The sequence below is a fragment of the Acidobacteriota bacterium genome, assembly GCA_039028635.1.
Taxonomy (GTDB): Bacteria; Acidobacteriota; Thermoanaerobaculia; order Multivoradales; family JBCCEF01; genus JBCCEF01.
In genome coordinates, this window is record JBCCHV010000029.1 from 38,457 (window position 1) to 55,870 (window position 17,414).

The 17,414-nt window shown below is 68.4% G+C and carries 17 protein-coding genes; 11 read left to right on the forward strand and 6 right to left on the reverse strand.

Annotation, left to right across the window (positions count from 1 at the left end; genetic code table 11):
• Positions 1-37: 37 nt before the first annotated feature.
• Both AAF604_13115 and AAF604_13120 read right to left on the reverse strand, forming a co-directional pair.
• On the reverse strand, positions 38-2,008 hold the full coding sequence (locus tag AAF604_13115; GenBank protein ID MEM7050599.1) for a thiamine pyrophosphate-dependent enzyme: 1,971 nt from the start codon (positions 2,006-2,008) through the stop codon (positions 38-40).
• Positions 2,009-2,096: 88 nt separating this feature from the next.
• Positions 2,097-2,849, reverse strand: coding sequence for an NRDE family protein (locus AAF604_13120; GenBank protein ID MEM7050600.1), 753 nt, complete (start codon positions 2,847-2,849; stop codon positions 2,097-2,099).
• A gap of 267 nt (positions 2,850-3,116) precedes the next feature.
• Between AAF604_13120 and AAF604_13125 the strand changes: the two genes are divergently transcribed.
• The 7 genes from AAF604_13125 to AAF604_13155 all read left to right on the forward strand — a co-directional run bounded on the left by AAF604_13125 (position 3,117) and on the right by AAF604_13155 (position 9,713).
• Positions 3,117-3,377, forward strand: a complete 261-nt coding sequence (locus tag AAF604_13125; protein ID MEM7050601.1) for a hypothetical protein — start codon at positions 3,117-3,119, stop codon at positions 3,375-3,377.
• Positions 3,374-3,805, forward strand: coding sequence for a hypothetical protein (locus tag AAF604_13130; protein MEM7050602.1), 432 nt, complete (start codon positions 3,374-3,376; stop codon positions 3,803-3,805). The genes AAF604_13125 and AAF604_13130 overlap by 4 nt, the downstream gene beginning before the upstream one ends.
• Complete coding sequence (locus AAF604_13135) at positions 3,802-4,839, forward strand: Rieske 2Fe-2S domain-containing protein (protein ID MEM7050603.1); 1,038 nt, start codon at positions 3,802-3,804, stop codon at positions 4,837-4,839. Before AAF604_13130 ends, AAF604_13135 begins: the two co-directional genes overlap by 4 nt.
• 2 nt (positions 4,840-4,841) lie before the next feature.
• Positions 4,842-5,591, forward strand: coding sequence for a hypothetical protein (locus AAF604_13140; protein MEM7050604.1), 750 nt, complete (start codon positions 4,842-4,844; stop codon positions 5,589-5,591).
• Between the two features lie 7 nt (positions 5,592-5,598).
• A complete protein-coding gene (locus tag AAF604_13145; GenBank protein MEM7050605.1) occupies positions 5,599-6,399 on the forward strand; it encodes a GNAT family N-acyltransferase in 801 nt (266 codons plus the stop codon).
• Positions 6,400-6,532: 133 nt separating this feature from the next.
• Positions 6,533-7,060: a DinB family protein gene (locus tag AAF604_13150; GenBank protein ID MEM7050606.1), complete on the forward strand. Its 528-nt coding sequence runs from the start codon at positions 6,533-6,535 to the stop codon at positions 7,058-7,060.
• Between the two features lie 91 nt (positions 7,061-7,151).
• Positions 7,152-9,713, forward strand: a complete 2,562-nt coding sequence (locus tag AAF604_13155) for an alpha/beta fold hydrolase (GenBank protein ID MEM7050607.1) — start codon at positions 7,152-7,154, stop codon at positions 9,711-9,713.
• Between the two features lie 137 nt (positions 9,714-9,850).
• Here the strand turns inward: AAF604_13155 and folK are convergent, their stop codons facing one another.
• Genes folK through AAF604_13170 form a run of 3 tightly spaced genes read right to left on the reverse strand, consistent with a single transcriptional unit; the run spans position 9,851 to position 11,485 of the window.
• A complete protein-coding gene (folK, locus tag AAF604_13160; GenBank protein ID MEM7050608.1) occupies positions 9,851-10,336 on the reverse strand; it encodes a 2-amino-4-hydroxy-6-hydroxymethyldihydropteridine diphosphokinase in 486 nt (161 codons plus the stop codon).
• A gap of 7 nt (positions 10,337-10,343) precedes the next feature.
• A complete protein-coding gene (gene folB, locus AAF604_13165; GenBank protein MEM7050609.1) occupies positions 10,344-10,709 on the reverse strand; it encodes a dihydroneopterin aldolase in 366 nt (121 codons plus the stop codon).
• A gap of 8 nt (positions 10,710-10,717) precedes the next feature.
• Positions 10,718-11,485: an SDR family oxidoreductase gene (locus AAF604_13170; protein MEM7050610.1), complete on the reverse strand. Its 768-nt coding sequence runs from the start codon at positions 11,483-11,485 to the stop codon at positions 10,718-10,720.
• Positions 11,486-11,600: 115 nt separating this feature from the next.
• On the opposite strand from AAF604_13170, the gene AAF604_13175 reads away from it, so the two are divergent.
• Positions 11,601-11,933, forward strand: a complete 333-nt coding sequence (locus tag AAF604_13175; protein ID MEM7050611.1) for a DUF1820 family protein — start codon at positions 11,601-11,603, stop codon at positions 11,931-11,933.
• 138 nt (positions 11,934-12,071) lie between these two features.
• Here AAF604_13175 and AAF604_13180 read toward each other — a convergent pair whose 3' ends face one another.
• The gene (locus AAF604_13180; protein ID MEM7050612.1) at positions 12,072-12,326 is read right to left on the reverse strand and encodes a DUF6289 family protein; all 255 of its coding nucleotides are present in this window, start codon (positions 12,324-12,326) and stop codon (positions 12,072-12,074) included.
• 232 nt (positions 12,327-12,558) lie between these two features.
• Between AAF604_13180 and AAF604_13185 the strand changes: the two genes are divergently transcribed.
• The 3 genes from AAF604_13185 (at position 12,559) to AAF604_13195 (ending at position 17,411) form a co-directional block, all read left to right on the forward strand.
• Positions 12,559-14,073, forward strand: a complete 1,515-nt coding sequence (locus AAF604_13185) for an ion transporter (GenBank protein ID MEM7050613.1) — start codon at positions 12,559-12,561, stop codon at positions 14,071-14,073.
• A gap of 105 nt (positions 14,074-14,178) precedes the next feature.
• Complete coding sequence (locus AAF604_13190; GenBank protein ID MEM7050614.1) at positions 14,179-14,757, forward strand: DNA-3-methyladenine glycosylase I; 579 nt, start codon at positions 14,179-14,181, stop codon at positions 14,755-14,757.
• Positions 14,754-17,411, forward strand: coding sequence for a sulfatase-like hydrolase/transferase (locus AAF604_13195; protein MEM7050615.1), 2,658 nt, complete (start codon positions 14,754-14,756; stop codon positions 17,409-17,411). Before AAF604_13190 ends, AAF604_13195 begins: the two co-directional genes overlap by 4 nt.
• Positions 17,412-17,414 lie beyond the last annotated feature (3 nt).

Below are 17,414 nucleotides of genomic sequence, written 5' to 3' on the forward strand. Positions count from 1 at the left end.
GATTGTTTATCCGGCCGCGGCGGTGGCCGGCGCTCGGCTACACCAGCTCGGGGTCGGTGAGGATCTCCACCAGGCTCGGGCCGCGATGGGCGAAGGCGCGCTCGAAGGCGCCATCGAGCTCGCCGGCGGTCTTCACCTGCAGGCCCTGGGCACCGCAGAGCTCGGCGTAGGCGGCGAAGCTGGGATTGTGCAGCGAGGTCTGCCAGACGTCCCAGTTGCCGGCCCGCTGCTCTTTGCTGATCTTGCCGAGCTGGCTGTTGTTGAGCAGCACATGGGTGATGTTCATGCCGTACTTGACGGCGGTGGTGAGCTCGGCCAAGTACTGCCCGAAGCCACCATCACCGGACACCGAGATCACCGACCGGCCGGCGAAGTCTGAATCCGCCTCCTGGGTGGCCGCCCAGGCCCCCATCGCCGCCGGGAAGGAGAACCCGATCGAGCCGAGGTAGCCGGACATCAGGACGGCCTGCCGACGGCATTCGAAGTAGCGCCCGAAGGAGTAGGTGTTGTTGCCGACGTCGACGGCGATGATGGCATCCTCGGCGGCCTGTCGAGTGAGGGCCGAAAAGACCGCCGCCGAGTGCACTCCCTCGCCCCGCTCTTCGTTCTCGCGGCGCGCCTTCTCGGCGCGCCAGATGGCCCAACGCTCAGCGATCTCGGCCCGCGGGTCGAGGCTCGCCGCACGGCCCCCGAGGCGCTGCCGAAGCAACTGGGCGGTCACTCCGATCTCTCCCCACACGGGCACCTTGACGGCGTGGAACTTGCCCAGGATCATCGGGTCGTAGTCGACCTGGATGATCGGCCGTTTGGGAGTGATCCCGGTGTGGTTCGAGAAGCTCGCTCCAAAGACCAGCAGCGAATCGGACTCGTTCATGAAGTAGGACGCCACCGGCGTACCGCTGCGCCCGAGGACACCGCAGGCCAGGGGATGATCGTCGGCGATCTGGCCCTTGCCCTTGAAGGTGGTGAGCACCGGGGCGTCGAGCTCCTCGGCCAGGGCCAGGACCTCGGCCATACGGAATCGCGCCCCGTGGCCAACGATGATCACCGGTCGCCGGGACGCCCGCAGCACCGCCAGCGCCTGCTCCACGGACTCCTCCGGCGGAGCGATCTCGCGCGGCGTCAGGCGACCTTCCGGGCTCGACGAGCGCACCCCCTCGGCCGGCATGGTCTGGACTTCGTCCGGAAAGATCAGGTGGGAGACGCCGCGATTGAGGATGGCACTCTTCATCGCCAGGTTGACCAGCTCGGCGGGCTTGCTGTCGTGCAGTAAGGGCTGGGACCACTGCGCCACCTTGCCGAAGGCACCCTGCTGGTCGATCTCCTGGAAGGCCCCGGGACCGAGCACCTGGGTATCCACCTGCCCGGTGAGGGCGAGCACCGGCGCACGATCGACGTTGGCGTCCCACAGGCCGGTGAGAAGGTTGGTCGCCCCGGGGCCGGCGATGGCGAGACAGGCGGCCGGCCGGCCGGTGAGCTTGCCGTAGGCGGAGCAGGCGAAGGAAGCGGCCCCTTCGTGGCGGATGCCGTAATAGGTCAGGCCGCCAGCCACCTCCTGCCGGCGCAGGGCGTCGGCGAGGCCGAGGTTGGAGTGGCCGACCATGCCGAAGACCTGGCGAATGCCCCAGGCAACCATGGTCTCGGCCACCACGTCGGTGACCGTCCGCACGTGAGGCTCTTCGAGCTGGAGCTGCACGTAGACGCCGTCGTCCCGCACATCCACCGGAAAGGTCTCGACACCGTCATCGAAGCCCGGCGCCTTGCCGCTCAGCGGATGGTAGTCCCAACCGTGCCAGGGACAGCGCAGATTACCGTTCTCGATCGAGCCCTCGCCGAGCGGCCCGCCCTGATGGGGGCAGCGGTTGTCGAGGGCACCGTAGCGCCCCTCGAAGTGGGTCATGCAAACGGTGCGGTGGGAGCAGGTGACGGGCTTGACCCGCCCCTCCGGTAGCTCGCCGTGATCGAGCACCTTGAGCCAGCGAACCGCCGTCGGCGTGGATTCGTTCATCGCGGTGGTTCCTCCCCTCGCCGCTTCTGCCCGCGGCGCTCGGCCTGACCTCCGGCGCCTTCGAGGCTCGCGGCCAATTCAAAGACATCTACCCGGAGAAGACCGTACTACAGCGTTCTCGCGGGAGCAAAACGGGTTCTCCGAGGGGCGTTCGGCAGGGCGGACCCGCCGCATAGGCGAGGGCGATCCGCGGCCCGTCGATCACCACCTCACACTGGCTGACGGTGCGCGCATCGAGCCGGTGCATGCAGGGCGAAAGGGGACCGCGGGCGGGCCGATGGCTGCGCTGAAAGGCGGTCATGGCGGCGTCCGCCTCGGCACCCCCGGCAGCCTTCGAAAGCCGTTCCAGGAAGAGCCTCTGGCGGGCCGCCCGAGCCGCCGGCTCATCAAAGGAAGAGGAGGCGAGGAGGGGCTGTGGAGGCGATGCCAAGGGGGAGAGGCCGCGACCGTCGGAGGTCGCCACCCGGGCGCTTCCGTCGGCCGCCACGCAGAGCAGAGTGAAGGGCCGAAAGCTCTGCGCCTCGATGGCGGCCAGGCGCTCCGCGGCACCGGCGAAGGCACGCACGTCGGCCAAACCATCGACAATCCAGCCCCGGCTCTCGCGACGGCCCCAGCCGCCCGCCGGCGGCGCCACCTCACGGTTCAGCAAGCAAACCGTCCAACCGCAGTCGTTGACCGCCAGCCAAGTCCCACCGCGGTCGCCGTCGATCGGTGCCAACACCTGCCGCTCGCCGACCCGCCGCCGCCGCGGCGGCTCCGCTGGCCGGCGAGTGCGCAGCTCGTCGCGATTGAAAATCAGCCGATAACCGCCATCCCGTCGCGCCCAGATCACCGTACACATAGGGGCTGCATTCTAAAGGCCACCGTCGCTAACCGGGAACCTCGCCCGGCGATGGTCGCCACGGACACCAGCCGATCACCCGCCATCCTCGACCAGGGTGCAGCGAATACCTCAAGACAACGTCACCAGAGGACCCCGAAGAGTGCCGATCAACACCTCTCCCTATGCTAGAGTGCCGGCGGTAGATGGCCTACATTCCGCGAGCAAATCCTCCCTCCACGCGGTGAGCCCGGCGAGCTCGCAGGGGTCGCAGACTATGGAAATCTCATGCTCCCGATCGTGAACTGGATGATCGCCGGCCTCCAGCTCTACCTCGCCCTCGGGCTGATTTTCGGGCTGCTCTTCGTCCTGCGCGGCGCCGCCACCATCGATCCCGCCGCACGCGGCGCGACCTGGGGCTTCAAGGTCGCCATCCTGCCCGCCGTCGCCGCCCTCTGGCCTTATCTCCTGCTGCGCTGGCGGCGGCGCACTCCGCCTCCGGAAGAGAGCTCACCGCACCGCTGCGCGGCTCGTCGGAGTACCCCTTGATCCGCCCCCTGCGCCGGCGTCACCGACTGATGATCGGATTGCTGGCAGTGAGCCTCCCGATCGCTTTCGCCCTCGCCCTCGGCGCCCGGCCGGATTTTCCCCGCAGCGCCGTGGCGATTTCCCCGCCGGCGCTCGGTGACGATCTCTTCCCCGACCTCGAGGTCGCCGTACGCCCGCTCTCCGGCGGCGCCCGGCTGCTGGTCGACGGAGCCGACAGCAACCACCCGGAGCTCCTCCTCTACCTCAGCTCGACTCCCGCGGCAGGGTTCGAGCTGCCGGCCGCTGCCCACCTGCTGGGGCCGGGTCAAGGGCTGCCGCCGCGCCTTCTCGACCTACCGCCGGACGCCCGGGGAACGCTGCTGCTCTACAGCCTGGGCCACGGCCGCGTCATCGCGCAGCAATCCTGGCCGGGGGAGACGTCACCATGAGCCATGCCTACAAAGCGGTCGGCTGGAATCGCCAGAAGAAGGTCTACGACCTCACCCTGATCGGCGGCGTCGTCGCCTACCTCGCCCTGTTCGTCGTCCTGGGAGGCGTGCTCAAGCCCGAAGCGACGATCGAGACCCTGCTGATTCGAGCCCTCGGCACCGGTGCCTTGATGCTGCTCCACATCATCCTCGCCATCGGTCCCCTCAGTCGCCTCGACCGGCGCTTTCTGCCGTGGCTCTACAACCGCCGCCACCTCGGCGTGACCATGTTCTTCCTCGCCCTCGGCCACGGCGGCTTCTCGATCCTGCAGTTCCACGCCTTCGGTGACCTCCATCCCCTGGTCAGCGTGCTGGTGAGCAACGGTCGCTATGGCGATCTCGCCCAGTTTCCCTTCCAAGCCCTCGGCCTCGTGGCCCTCACCATCCTCTTCCTGATGGCAGCGACCAGCCACGACTTCTGGCTCGCCAACCTCACCCCACCGGTGTGGAAAGGCCTGCACATGATGGTCTACGTGGCCTACGGCTTGATCGTGATGCACGTCGCTCTCGGTGTCCTGCAGACTGAGCGTCAGCCGCTGCTGGCGGTCTTGATGGGGCTCGGCTTCGTGATTCTGCTGGCGCTCCATCTCCTCGCCGGCTGGCGGGAGCGCGCCAAGGACCGACCGCTGGCGGCGCAGGGTCGCGGATTCGTGGCCGTCTGCCGAGCCTCGGAGATCCCCGAAAAGCGCGCCCACGTCGTCACCCTGAGCGGCGAGCGCGTCGCCGTCTTCCGCTACGACGGCAAGATCTCGGCGATCTCGAACGTCTGCCAGCACCAGAACGGCCCCCTCGGCGAAGGGCGCATCCTCGACGGCTGCGTCACCTGTCCCTGGCACGGCTTTCAGTACGACCCGGCAACCGGCGCCTCGCCGCCGCCCTTCGACGAGAAGGTCCCGACCTTCAATGTTCGCCTCGACGGTGATCAGGTGCTGGTCGACCCGCAACCCAACCCGCCCGGCACGCGCGTCGAGCCGGCGGTTCTGGAGCAGGGTTGATCATGTCCCGGGACGACTTCTACATCGGCTATCAGCCCCAGGCGCCACCATCCCTCGGCCGCTATCTGCGCCGCTCCGTAATCGTCGTCGTGGCCTTGACGGTGGGCATCGCCGGAGCCCTGACGGCGCTGCAGGGCGCCTACGATCCCGGCACCTTCGAGTTCGGTGAATACCGGACCTTCGAGGGCCGGCTGCGGTTGCAGCCCTACCCCCATCTCGAGGTGCCGCGCCCGGGGAGCGACGGCGACCTGTCGCGCTTTGGCCTGGTGCCCTTCGGCAAGGCGGGAGTCGAGCCGCGGGTGGCCGGCCTCGATGGTCAGCGGGTGCGTCTTTCCGCCGCCCTGCTCTATCGCGAGGGCATCACTTTTCTCGAGCTCGCCGATGGCGACCTCGAAATCCTCGACACCGACGCCATCGCGGGCCAGCCGCCGGAGGACCTCGGCGAGCAGGTGTTGCGCGGTGAGATCGTCGACAGCAAGTGTTTCCTCGGCACCATGAAGCCGGGCCGCCGCAAGCCGCACCGCGCCTGCGCCGCCCTCTGCATCCGCGGCGGCGCGCCGCCCCTGTTCACCGTCGAGGACACCGCCGGCCGCACCCGCTCCTACTTCCTGACGGACGAGGACGGAGGAGCGATCAATCAGCAAATTCTCGACCGCGTCGCCGAACCCCTGGAGGTCACCGGCCGCGTTCAGCGCCATGGCGACCTCTGGACCCTCGCCGCGCCATCCCATGCCATTCGCCGTTTGGAGTAGAGAGACCATGTTGACCAAGACTCGCTTCACTTCCGGCGGTGGCTATCCGCCTCACCCGGAAGGAGTGCCGACAGGCATCATCCAGTACGGTCGCTACCGCGTGCGCTTCGCCTCCAGCCAGGAAGAGCTCGACACCATCCTGCGACTGCGCTATCGAATCTTCAACCTCGAGCTCGGCGAAGGCCTGGCCTCATCGGAGATGACCGGGCGCGATGAAGACCCCTTCGATTCATGCTGTCACCACCTGCTGGTGGAGCACGAGCCGTCGCACTCGATCATCGGCACTTACCGTATTCAAACGGCGGCGATGGCCGAGGAGGGCCGCGGTTTCTACTCCGCCGGTGAGTTCGACCTCGCCGCCCTATCGCCGACCCTGGTGGCCAACGCCATCGAGATCGGTCGCGCCTGCATCTCCCGCGAGCACCGCAACCGGCAGGTCTTGTTTCTGCTCTGGAAGGGCCTGGCCCGCTACCTGCTCGCCAACGACAAGCGATTTCTCTTTGGCTGCTGCTCCCTCAACACCCAGGATCCGGCCGAAGGGGTGCGGGTGCTGCGTCACCTCGAGCGCCACGGCCACCTCCATGAAAGCGTCGCCATTCCGCCCCAGCCGGGCTTCGAATGCGTAGCCCCGGAGGCTCCCGAGGAGGACACCGTCGATCTGCCGGCCCTCTTCAAAACGTATCTCCGCTACGGCGCCAAGGTGTGCGGCGCCCCGGCCATCGACCGCGAGTTCAAGACCATCGATTTCTTCGTGCTGTTCGACATCCGGGCGATGGAAGAGCGGACCTACCGACTATTTTTCGAATGAAGGCCTGAGGACCGACCAGCCCCTGCCCCGAGAAATCGAGCCCGCGGCACAGACGAACCTGGGAGACGCAACGACGGCGCTTCCCGGGGCCAGGGCTGCTAAGCTCTGTGGCGCAGGATCTGGTGGAGGGATCATGAACCACGCAAACCTACTCACGGCAGGAAATCTCGCGCTTCTCGCCCAGGGGGCGGAGCTTCTCGAACGCCTCGACGACGAGCTCTTTTCGGCGAGTCCGCCGGTGCGCATGGGCACCGTCGGCGGTCATATCCGGCACTGTCTGGACTTCTATCTCTGCTTCCTCGACGGCCTCGACCAGGGCCTGATCGACTACGACCAACGCCGGCGGGACGAGCGCATCCAGAGCGACCGGGGCTACGCCCTCGGACTGATCGCCGCCCTTCAGGAGCGCCTCGGCGAGCTCTCGCCGGAGATCGCCGAAACGCCCGTCGAAGTCGCCCTCGATCGGGCCTTCGAGGCCCCGGAAGCCCCCCTCGGACGCTCCACCGTGAGGCGAGAGCTGCAGTTCCTGTGCAGCCACACCACCCATCACTACGCCCTCATCGCCGCCCAGCTGCGGCTCCACGGCTTCGACCCGGGGAATGGCTTCGGTGTCGCTCCCTCGACCCTCGAGCACGAGCGCACCGTCGGCCGCCGCGTCTGACCGCCCGGCGCCGACATCGGCCGCCCTCGCCGTGGCTCGGCAGCGGTCGCCCTTCTCCAGTCCAACCGCCGCCGGCCTGAGCTGAGCTCCGTTGGGACGTCGACGTCTACGCTGGTGGCTGCTGGTCGCCTACGGGCTCCTGCTGGCGGCCTCGACGGTGGCCCGCTGGCGCGCCCCGGAGCCCGCTCCGGCTGCCCATCTCGAGCTCACCGAGCTCGCCGTTGACGGCACCCCGCTGCGCCTCGCCTGGCGCCAATGGGGCGAGGCCAACGCCGCGGCTCCTCCCCTGGTCTTGCTTCACGGCAGTCCCGGCAGCCACCACGACTTTCGGCGCCTCGCCCCGGCGCTGGCCGACGACCGCCGAGTCATCGCCGCGGACCTGCCCGGTTTCGGCGCCAGCGATCGTCGGATCGACGACTACTCGGTGCGCTTTCAAGGAGCTGCGGTGCGGGCCTTGCTCGAGCACCTCGATATCGACCGCTACCACCTCGCCGGCTTCAGCATGGGGGGCGGCGGCGTCCTGGAGATCTACCGCACCACTCCGGAGCGGGTGCTCTCCATCACCATGATCGCGGCCATCGGTGTCCAGGAGCTCGAGCTCCTCGGCGACTACCGGCTCAATCACGCCGTCCACGGTCTGCAGCTCGCCGCCATTCAAGGGGCGCGCTGGCTGCTGCCCCATTTCGGCGTTCTCGATCGCTTCCCGCTGGGCTACGAGTACGCCCGCAACTTCTACGACACCGATCAGCGGCCGCTGCGCGGTCTGCTCGAGACGTTCGAGCCTCCGATGTTGATCATCCACGGCGAGCACGATCCGCTGGTACCTGCCGCCGCCGCCCGCGAGCACCATCGAATCGTGCCTCAGAGCGAGCTCCAGATGCTCGACACCAGCCACTTCTTCCTATTCAGCGCCAATCCCGACGTCGCTCCCCTGCTATCGGACTTTCTGGCGCGGGTCGACCGCGGCGAAGGCCGCCGGCGGGCAGCCGCCACCGCCGAGCGCTTGGCCGCCGCCGGCCGAGCCCTCGATGTGCCGCGCTGGCGCGGCACGGCCCTCTGGGTCGTGCTGCTCCTGCTCGCCCTGGCGACCTTGGTGAGCGAAGATCTGACCACCCTCGGTGCCGGCTTGCTGGTGGCCCAGGACCGACTCGACTTCTGGCCCGCCGCCGCTGCCTGCTTCGCCGGTATCTTCATTGGAGATCTGCTGCTCTTCGCCGCCGGCCGATTCCTCGGCCGACCGGCCCTGCGCTTACCGTTCCTGCGCTGGTGGCTCTCCGAGGACGCCGTCGTCCGCAGCTCCGCCTGGTTCGAGCGCCGCGGACCAGCGGTGATCCTGCTCAGTCGCTTCATGCCCGGGGCCCGGCTGCCGACCTACTTCGCCGCCGGCGTGCTGCGCACCAACGCCTGGCGCTTCGCCGCCTACTTTTTCGTCGCCGTGGCCCTGTGGACCCCCGCCCTGGTCGCCCTTTCAGCGACCCTCGGCGAGACCGCCCTCGAGCGCTTCGGCCGCGGCATCGGCTGGGCGGTGGTCGCTCTGCTGGTGTTTCTGGTGATCCTGCGCAAGCTGCTGCTCCCCCTCGCCACCTGGACTGGCCGGCGCCGGCTGCTCGGCACCTGGCGGCGCTGGACGCGCTGGGAGTTCTGGCCGCCCTGGCTGTTCTACCCCCCGATCGCCCTCTACGTCCTCGGCCTCGGCCTGCGCCACCGCAGCCTCACCCTGTTCACCGCCGCCAATCCCGCCATTCCCACCGGTGGCTTCATCGGCGAGTCGAAATCCGCCATCCTGCAAGGGCTCGCCGGCGCCGGCGATGCGCTTCCGGCCTGGCGGCTTCTGCCGGCCTCGGCTCCGTTGGCGGAGCGCCTCGATCTGCTCGCCGAGTTCCTGGAGCGCCACCGGCTCGACTACCCGGTAGTCCTCAAGCCCGACGCCGGCCAACGGGGAACCGGCGTCGCGGTGATCCGCGATCACCCATCGGCGGCGGCCTATCTCGAGGCGGCCCACGGCGACCTCATCGTGCAGCAGTATGTTCCCGGGGTCGAGATCGGCCTCTTCTACGTGCGCCGGCCGGATGAGAGCGAGGGGAACATCTTCGCCATCACCGAGAAGCAGTTGCCCGAAGTGCGCGGCGACGGCGAATCGACCCTCGAAGAGCTGGTGTTCGCCGACGACCGGGCCGTCGCCATGGCCGAGCTCTACCTCGCCGGCAAGGACATCGAGCGGTTCGAGGTTCCCGCCGCCGGCGAGGCGCTTTCCCTCGCCGAGCTCGGCACCCACTGTCGCGGCGCGATCTTCCTCGATGGCGGCCATCTCGCCAGCCCCGCCCTGCGGGCGACCATCGACCGCATCAGCCAGACCTTCGAGGGCTTCTACCTCGGACGCTACGACCTGCGCGCCGCGAGCTTCGAGGCCTTCACCGCCGGCGGCCCCTTCCAGGTCATCGAGCTCAACGGCGTGACCTCCGAAGCGACCAACATCTACGACCCGCGCTACTCCGTCTTCCAGGCCTGGAAAATTCTCCGCCGGCAATGGCGCCTAGCCTTCGAAATCGGTGCCGCCAACCGCCGTCGCGGCATCGCCCCGGCGAGCGTCGGTGAGCTCCTCCGGGCCACCCTCGCCTACCGCCGTGGGCTGCGAAGACCTACGCCGGGATGAATTAGAGGAGCACTCCCAGGATGGCGTAGACGGCGAGCCGCTGAACGCCTTCGCGACAGCTCGATTCGCCGTCGGAGGCGACCTGCTGGGGTCGAGCCAGCCCCGCAAGCCCTGGAGGGCAAAGCCCTTGGCCGGTGCTACGGCAGCCGTTCGACGCCGGCCTGGTGGCGGAAGGGAGCGGCGATCTCGGCCAAGGGACGGCCGTCGACGGGATGCACGAGCTGCGGGGCGAGATCCGCCAGCGGCAAGGCGACGTGGGCGCGGGTGAGGATCTCGGGATCGGGGATCCGCAGGCCCGCCTCGCTCACCACCAGGTCGCCGTGGAGGGCGATGTCGAGGTCGATGGTCCGGGGCGCATTGCGATCGGCCTGTCGAACCCGTCCGAGAGACTCCTCGAGGGGACGCAGCACCCGGTACTTGAGGTGCCTGGGCTCGAGAGCGGTCGCAAAGACCACCGCTGCGTTGTGAAAGGGAGGTCCGCTGCTGCCGACCGCTGCCGAGCGATAGAGGGGTGAAAGGCGCAGCTCCCCAAACTGCTGCCGTAGGCCTTCGACGGCCGCCGGAAGATGGATTTCGGGCTCGACGTTCGAGCCCAGGGCGACGAAGACCCGGTGGTGCGGCAAAGCGGGGTCAGTCCCGCGAGCGTTCGATCTCGACGCCCACCGAATCGGCGAAGCGCAGAGCCCCCGGCTTCTCGATCCGAACCCGCACCCGCTCGGCAGCGAAATCGTCGAGGGCGATGGCGGCGATGCGCTCCGCCAGGGCCTCGACCAGCAGGTGGGACGACTCCTCGACATAGGCGATCACCGCCTTGGTCAGGGTGCGGTAGTTGAGGGTGTGAGCGACATCGTCGGTTTGGCCGGCCTGGCGGGTGTCGAAGGCCAGCTCGAGGTTGATCAGGATGTCCTGTCGCTTCACCCGCTCCCAGTCATTGAGGCCGATGATGCCCCGCACCAGAAGGTCCTTGATCAAGATCTTGTCTTTCGTCGCCAACATGCTCTCCTCTAGTGGTTCACCGGTCCCACCAGGTGCTCGCCACCGTCCACCGGCAGAACATGTCCGGTGACGTAATCGTTCTCGGCCAGAAAGACCACCGCCTCGCCAATGCGCTGCGGATCTCCGGGCCGCGCCAGCGGCACGCCGGCGGACATCCCATGCCACTCGGCGCTGTCCCGGGACATGCCCGGCGGCGGCAGAATTGGGCCCGGGACCACGGCGTTGACTCGCACCGCCGGCGCCAGCTCCCGCGCCGCAACCCGGGTGAGATGGAGTAAAGCCCCCTTGCTGGTGGCGTGATGGGCCATGCCCTGCCAGGCGAGCACCCCGGCAAGGTCGCCGATATTGACGATCACCGCCGGCTCCTCGGCCGGCCGCGACACCGCCGCCATGCGCTTCGCCGCCCCCTGCATGAGCAGAAAGGGCGCTCGCAAGTTGACTGCCAGAACCTCGTCCCAGGCCTCGGCGTCAATCTCGCCGAAGGCCTGATGGCGAAAGCTCGCCGCACTGTTGACCAGCATGTCGAGGCGGCCGAAGTGCTCGCTGACGGCGTCGAGCAACGGCTCGATCGCCGCGGGCTGGGCGAGGTTGGCGCTGAAGGCAGCCGCCTCGCTCCCCTCCTCCGCCAGCTCCTCGACGGTCTGCCGCGCCGCCTGCGCCGAGCTGCCGTAGTGAATCGCCAAGCGCGCGCCACGGGCCGCCAGGGCGCGCACGATGGCCTTGCCGAGGCGATGGGCTCCGCCGGTGACGAGGACGGTTTTTCCGGTCAAGTTCAATGCAGGTCACTTCCTTTCGAGGGCCGATGATCGCCGGACCGGAGCCGCGAGTCAATCTTCGCGGCGCGCCGCCCCCGCCGTGCTATTCTGCCGCCCTTCCCGCCGACGAGCTCCCATGGCCAGCGAACCGATCTACCGCATCGTCTTCTCCCAACAGGGCAACATCTACGAGGTCTATGCGCGGCAGGTCTCCCAAGGTGGCCTCTACGGCTTCGTAGAGGTCGAGGAGCTGCTCTTCGGCGAGCGTTCTTCGGTGGTTCTCGATCCCTCCGAAGAGAAGCTCAAGAGCGAGTTTCAAGGGGTCGAGCGCTTCTACGTGCCACTCCACGCGGTGCTGCGCATCGACCAGGTGGAGCGCAAGGGCACGCCGCGGATCACCAAGTCCGACGGCGAGGGCCAGGTGGCGATGTTTCCGCTGCCGTCGGTGCCACCGCCGACTCAGGACTGAGCCACAGAAACGAAAAAGCCCGGCCGCGACGGGACGCGCGGCCGGTTCCAGAAGGCCTCGGAACAGCTCCGAGATCGATGAGCGTTGCGGACCGGACGGAGAAGCCCATGCGGTCCGGGTCGATGGGTCGAGGGTCGCCTAGAAGCAGGGGGTGGTGTAAGTGTCGCGATAGGCGGTGCGCTGGCCGTTCGAGTAGCGACTTCCCCAACAGGTCAGAAGCCAGCTTCCCACCACCTGAGTCTTGGCCGGGCTGCTGTAGTAGATGTGGAGGATCTCCTCCGCCGGGCCACCCTGAGCTTCGCCGGTGACGAAGCCGGTGACGGCGAGGGCGGTGAGCAACAGACCGAAGACGAATCCGAGGGCTCGCGGGGACTTGCGCAGTCGACTGAACATGGTGTTATCTCCTTGATCACAGTTCTGATGTTTGGTTCGGTTCTCCGGTTGCCACCTGCCGAGGGCGGTCGCAACCGGGAGCGGGTTTGTCCTAGCGATCCCCAAGATCGAATTTTCGTGCCCGCTCGTTGATGGACTACGGAACCACCGCGAGAATCCCGCCACGGACGATTCGAGAATTCACCGAACGGGTGCCGGGAAACAGCCGACGGGGCGGTGATACGCTGCCGCGATGAGCGCACTGTGGGAGGGCGTGCGGTCGGCCTTTCACCGTCCGGAAACGCGGCACTACCGCATCGTCCAAACGACGATCTGGTTACTGATCGCCTTCTCCGTGGCGTTGCTCTTCGTGGAGCTGGCGGCAGCACCCGCGGAGCCCTGGGCGAGCCGTCTCCAGCGCATCGACATCGCCGTCCTCTGGTTCTTCGGTTTCGAGCTCATCCTGCGGGTGATGACCTTCCGGCCGCGCGGCCTGAGCTTCTACGACACCGCTTCCCTGGGGCGCTGGAAGCTGCACCTCACCGGCCGCCTGCGCTACTGCCTGCGGCCCCTGGTTCTGATCGACATCCTCACCGTGGCGGCCCTGGTGCCGGCCTTGAGGGGCTTGCGAGTCCTACGGCTGATGCGCCTCTTCCGCACCATTCGGGTGTTTCGCTACAGCAACCCCTTCCGCGGTCTCGAGCGCGCCTTCCGCGACAACACCCTGCTGTTCGCCTTCGCCTTTTCGACCCTCGCCGTCTCGGTGCTGATCGGCGGCGTCAGCCTCTACCTGATCGAGGCCGATCGCAACCGCAACCTCGACTCCCTCGGCGACGGCATGTGGTGGGCATTGGTGACCCTCACCACCGTCGGCTTTGGCGACATCAGTCCGGTCACCACCATCGGGCGGCTGGTGGGCTCGGTGCTGATGATCGCCGGCATGTTCAATCTCGCCCTCTTTGCCGGCATCGTGGGCCGGACCCTTCTCACCTCCGTCTTCAGCATGCGGGAGGAGCAGTTTCGGATGAGCGGATTTATCGACCATGTGGTGATCTGCGGCTTTGACACCGGAGCCGCCATGCTTCTCGACGCCCTGCGCCAAGAGCTCGATGCCGATCGCGCCGGGCTGGTGATCTTCGCTCCCGGAGAACGCCCCGGCGACCTGCCGCCGGAGTTCATGTGGGTTCAGGGCGACCCCACCAAGGAAAGCGAGCTCGACAAGGCCCGCATCACCCACGCCAAGGCCGCCTTGGTGGTGGCGCCGCGGGACGTGCCGCCACATCACGCCGATGCCACCACCATCATGACCCTGTTCACGCTGCGCTCCTACCTCGAGGGTAGTGCCTTGAAGACTCCCCGCCGACGGCCGCTCTATCTGGTCGCCGAGATCCTCGATGCCGAGAACGTCGATCACGCTCGCACCGCCGGAGCCGACGAGGTCATCGAGACCACCCGCCTCGGCTTCTCCTTGCTCGCCCACGCGATCAAAGTACCGGGCACCGCGGCCATCCTGTCGAAGGTCGCTTCCACCGGCGCCAACAGCCTGTTCGTCGGCAAGCTACCGGCCGGCCTGACGGAGGCGACGCGCTTCGCCGATGTCGCCTGCGAGGTCAAGAAGGCCGGCGGCCTGCTGCTGGGAGTTCGGGATCCGCGATCACGGGTCAACCTGGTCAATCCCGACGACGAGTACCTGGTGGATCCTTCGGCCCATCTCATCTACCTGGCGGAGATGCCGGTCCTCGGCCCCCTCGAGCCACAGCCGATCTGACCGGCGCCCGCGCGCCCCCCCTTGACCCGCAGCCGGCAGCATCGTCAGAGTCGGCGCCGAGCGCTTGCCAGGAGAGCGCCGAACAGATTTGGAGAGCGAACTGCGATGAGCCCCGACAGAGTGCGCTGCGGCTGGGCCGGCAGCGAAGAGATCTACCAGGACTACCACGACCAGGAATGGGGCGTCCCGCTGCACGATGAGGGACGCCTGTTCGAAATGCTGATTCTGGAAGGTGCCCAGGCCGGCCTCTCCTGGATCACCATCCTCAAGCGACGGCAGGGCTACCGTGAGGTTTTCGACGGCTTCGATGCCGCCACCATCGCCTCCTACGATCAGCCCAAAATCGAGCGCTTGCTGTCCGACACCCGCATCATTCGCAACCGCCTCAAGGTCGAGGGCACCGTGAAGAACGCCCGCGCCTACTTGCGGCTGCGCGACGAGGGCAGCTCCCTCGACGCCTATCTGTGGGATTTCGTGGACGGTGAGCCGATTCAGAATGCCTGGCCACAGCTCGCCGACGTGCCCGCCGAGACGACGCTCTCGAAGAGCCTCAGCAAGGACCTCAAGAAACGCGGCTTCACCTTCGTCGGCCCGACCATCTGCTACGCCTACATGCAATCCATCGGCATGGTCAACGACCACACCACCGACTGCTTTCGGTACCGCGAGCTCAGCCCCCGGTGAAGCACCGCCGGCGCCCTCGCTGGACCAGCCTGGCGCTGCTCGCGGTGGCCTGCAGTGGCCTCGCCGGCTGCGCCGGTCCAGTGGCGCCAAGGGACGGCCAACGGCAGCTTCACCAGCGCCTGATCCCGACCGCACCGGACCAGCGATTCGACGGCTCGGCGCTGATCGAGCTGGCCGCCGTCGAGTCCTGGAATCTCACGGACTGGACCGCCGATGGGGCCGACCTCGAGGACCGCCAGGGCACCGGCGGACGCTTTCTCAGATCCTCCCGTCAGTACCAGACGCTGAGCCAGCCGGTCACCCTCGACGCCGCCGAGGTCGATGCCTTCGAGCTCCTCCTCGGGCGCACCAAAGGGGCCAGCTTCAGCCTCCACTGGCACGGCCCGAATCAAACCTTCGACCGCCGGCGGCGGGTCCGGGTGGCGGCCGACGATTTCGCCCGCGGCGCCGTCGGCCGGGTGCTCTTCGACCTGCGCCGGCACCCCCACTGGCAGGGGCCGATCACGGCCCTGCGCATCGCCATCGGCGCACCGGCCGAGCAGCGCATTCAGCTTCGCCGCCTGCAGGCCTCCCGCGGCAACCTCGCCGCCGACCGCCTGACCGCCGCCCTGACCGGGCCGTGGATCGTCGAGATGGGGCGCGACGCGCGCTCCGCCTGGCTGGTCGCCCCGGGACTCGACGTCACCCGGTCCCTCGAGCTGCCCCCAGACGCCCGCCTCGAAGCCGCCTGGGCGCTGCCCGAGGGATATCCCTCGGGCAGCCGCGTGCAGCTGGTGTGGGAAGCCGCCGGCAGGAGCCCGGCAGTGCTTCTCGACCATGCCGTCGCCGCCGACGAGCACGGTCGCTGGCACCCCATCGAGGCCGACCTCGGCGACGCTGCCGGCCAACGCGGCGAGCTCACCTTTCGCATCATCGGCCCGACTCCGGACGGCACCCTCCTGGGCGCCTTCGGGCATCCCGAGATCACCGTTCCACGAACTTCGCCGAAGCCGCCCGACGTCGTGCTGCTCTCCCTCGACACGCTGCGCGCCGACCGCCTCTCGGCCTATGGCTACCGGCTGCCGACCTCGCCGAAGATCGATGCCTGGGCGGCTCGCCGAGCTTTGGTCTTCGAGCAGGCCTTCTCCGCCGCTCCCTGGACCCTGCCGGCCCACGCGTCGATGTTCACCGGCCTCGACGCCCATCGCCACGGCGTCAATCACGACGCCCCGCTGCCCCCGCCCATGACCACTCTCGCCGAGCACCTGCGCCGCGCCGGCTACCGCACCCGCGCCGTCACCGGCGGCAGCTTCCTGCTGCCGGCCTACGGCATGGCGCAGGGCTTCGACCGCTTCGTCCACCATCCGTCGCGCAGCCCGGAGGAGAAGGCTGTCGAGCTCGAGCGCGGCCTCGACGTCGCCCTCGAGATGCTGCGGGAGGCCCCCGGTCAGCCGCTGTTCCTGTTGCTGCACACCTACGAGACCCATGCCCCCTACCGACCGCGGCAGCCCTTCTTCGAAGCCCTCCACGGCTATCCACCGCCCGACACCCCGGGGGTGCCGCGCCTCTTCCGGCCCGCCGCCGAGAGCGGCTTCGTCGATCGACGAGTGCCCGACATCCCGCAGGCGCCGCAGCTCGACGCCGCCGAAAAGGCCCGCCTGTCGAGCGATCTCTACGACAGCGGCGTCGCCCACCTCGACCACCAGCTCGGCCGGCTGCTCGAGGCCCTCGAGAAACGCGATCGTCCCCTGCTGGTGTTGACCTCGGACCACGGCGAGCTGCTCGGCGAGCACGGTCTGGCGGGCCACGCCTACCTCTATGACGAGAACCTCCGCATTCCCTTGATCATCGCGACCCCGGACGGCCAGGGCGCCGGCGGCCGGGTCGCGGAGCAGGTGCGCTCGATCGATCTCCTGCCCACCATGCTCGACCTCCTCGGCCTGCCGCCGGCACCGGACATCGACGGCGTGTCCCTCGCCGCCTTCTTCGCCGGCGAGCGCCCCTCGGATCTGCCGGACACCGCCTGGTCCTATGCCGCCCGCACCAATCGTGGATTTTCGCTACGGCTGCGCAATCGCCTCAAGGTGGTGCTCGACAACTCGGTCTGGGAGCCGGTCGCCGGACGGGTCCGGGCCTTCGATCTGCGCCATGACCCCTCCGAAAGCCACCCCACGGCGCCACCGGAACAGGCGGTCCAGCGGTTGCGCCAGACCTTCGAAGACCTCCCGGGTCTATGGATCGAGCTCGAGAACTTCTCCGACCGCCCCCTCGACGGAGAGCTCGAGGGTCCCCTGGTCTCGGCTCCGGCCCTCAAGTCGGCCAGCCTGGGCGATAGCCGCTGGAGTCTGCCGGACCGCGATCAAGCGGTCTTCCATCTCCCCGCCGGCGGGCGGGCGAGAGTACGGGCCGAGGTGGTTCCGAACGGCAAGCTGACGATCAGCGCTCGCCTCGACGAGGATTCGGTCTGGCAGGTGACCCTCGATCGCACCGCCCTCGAGCAAGATCACCAATGGTGGCTCGCTGGGGGACGCTGGACCACCGAGCCCACCACCGGCTCGGTCCAGGCCCGCATCGGCCTCAGCTGGAGCGGCCCTCAGCGAGCTGCCGACCGCGCCGTTTCGACCGAGGACGAAGACCTGCGCCAGCAGCTCCGCGCCCTCGGCTACATCGACTGATCG

Excerpts from the sequence above, each read along its gene's own strand:
- AAF604_13150 (MEM7050606.1), top strand. The coding sequence starts at position 6,533 with ATGAACCACGCAAACCTACTCACGGCAGGAAATCTCGCGCTTCTCGCC.
- AAF604_13120 (MEM7050600.1), bottom strand. The coding sequence starts at position 2,849 with ATGTGTACGGTGATCTGGGCGCGACGGGATGGCGGTTATCGGCTGATT.
- AAF604_13140 (MEM7050604.1), top strand. The coding sequence starts at position 4,842 with ATGTCCCGGGACGACTTCTACATCGGCTATCAGCCCCAGGCGCCACCA.
- AAF604_13125 (MEM7050601.1), top strand. The coding sequence starts at position 3,117 with ATGCTCCCGATCGTGAACTGGATGATCGCCGGCCTCCAGCTCTACCTC.
- AAF604_13190 (MEM7050614.1), top strand. The coding sequence starts at position 14,179 with ATGAGCCCCGACAGAGTGCGCTGCGGCTGGGCCGGCAGCGAAGAGATC.
- AAF604_13145 (MEM7050605.1), top strand. The coding sequence starts at position 5,599 with ATGTTGACCAAGACTCGCTTCACTTCCGGCGGTGGCTATCCGCCTCAC.
- AAF604_13185 (MEM7050613.1), top strand. The coding sequence starts at position 12,559 with ATGAGCGCACTGTGGGAGGGCGTGCGGTCGGCCTTTCACCGTCCGGAA.
- AAF604_13135 (MEM7050603.1), top strand. The coding sequence starts at position 3,802 with ATGAGCCATGCCTACAAAGCGGTCGGCTGGAATCGCCAGAAGAAGGTC.
- AAF604_13175 (MEM7050611.1), top strand. The coding sequence starts at position 11,601 with ATGGCCAGCGAACCGATCTACCGCATCGTCTTCTCCCAACAGGGCAAC.
- AAF604_13180 (MEM7050612.1), bottom strand. The coding sequence starts at position 12,326 with ATGTTCAGTCGACTGCGCAAGTCCCCGCGAGCCCTCGGATTCGTCTTC.
- AAF604_13115 (MEM7050599.1), bottom strand. The coding sequence starts at position 2,008 with ATGAACGAATCCACGCCGACGGCGGTTCGCTGGCTCAAGGTGCTCGAT.
- folB (MEM7050609.1), bottom strand. The coding sequence starts at position 10,709 with ATGTTGGCGACGAAAGACAAGATCTTGATCAAGGACCTTCTGGTGCGG.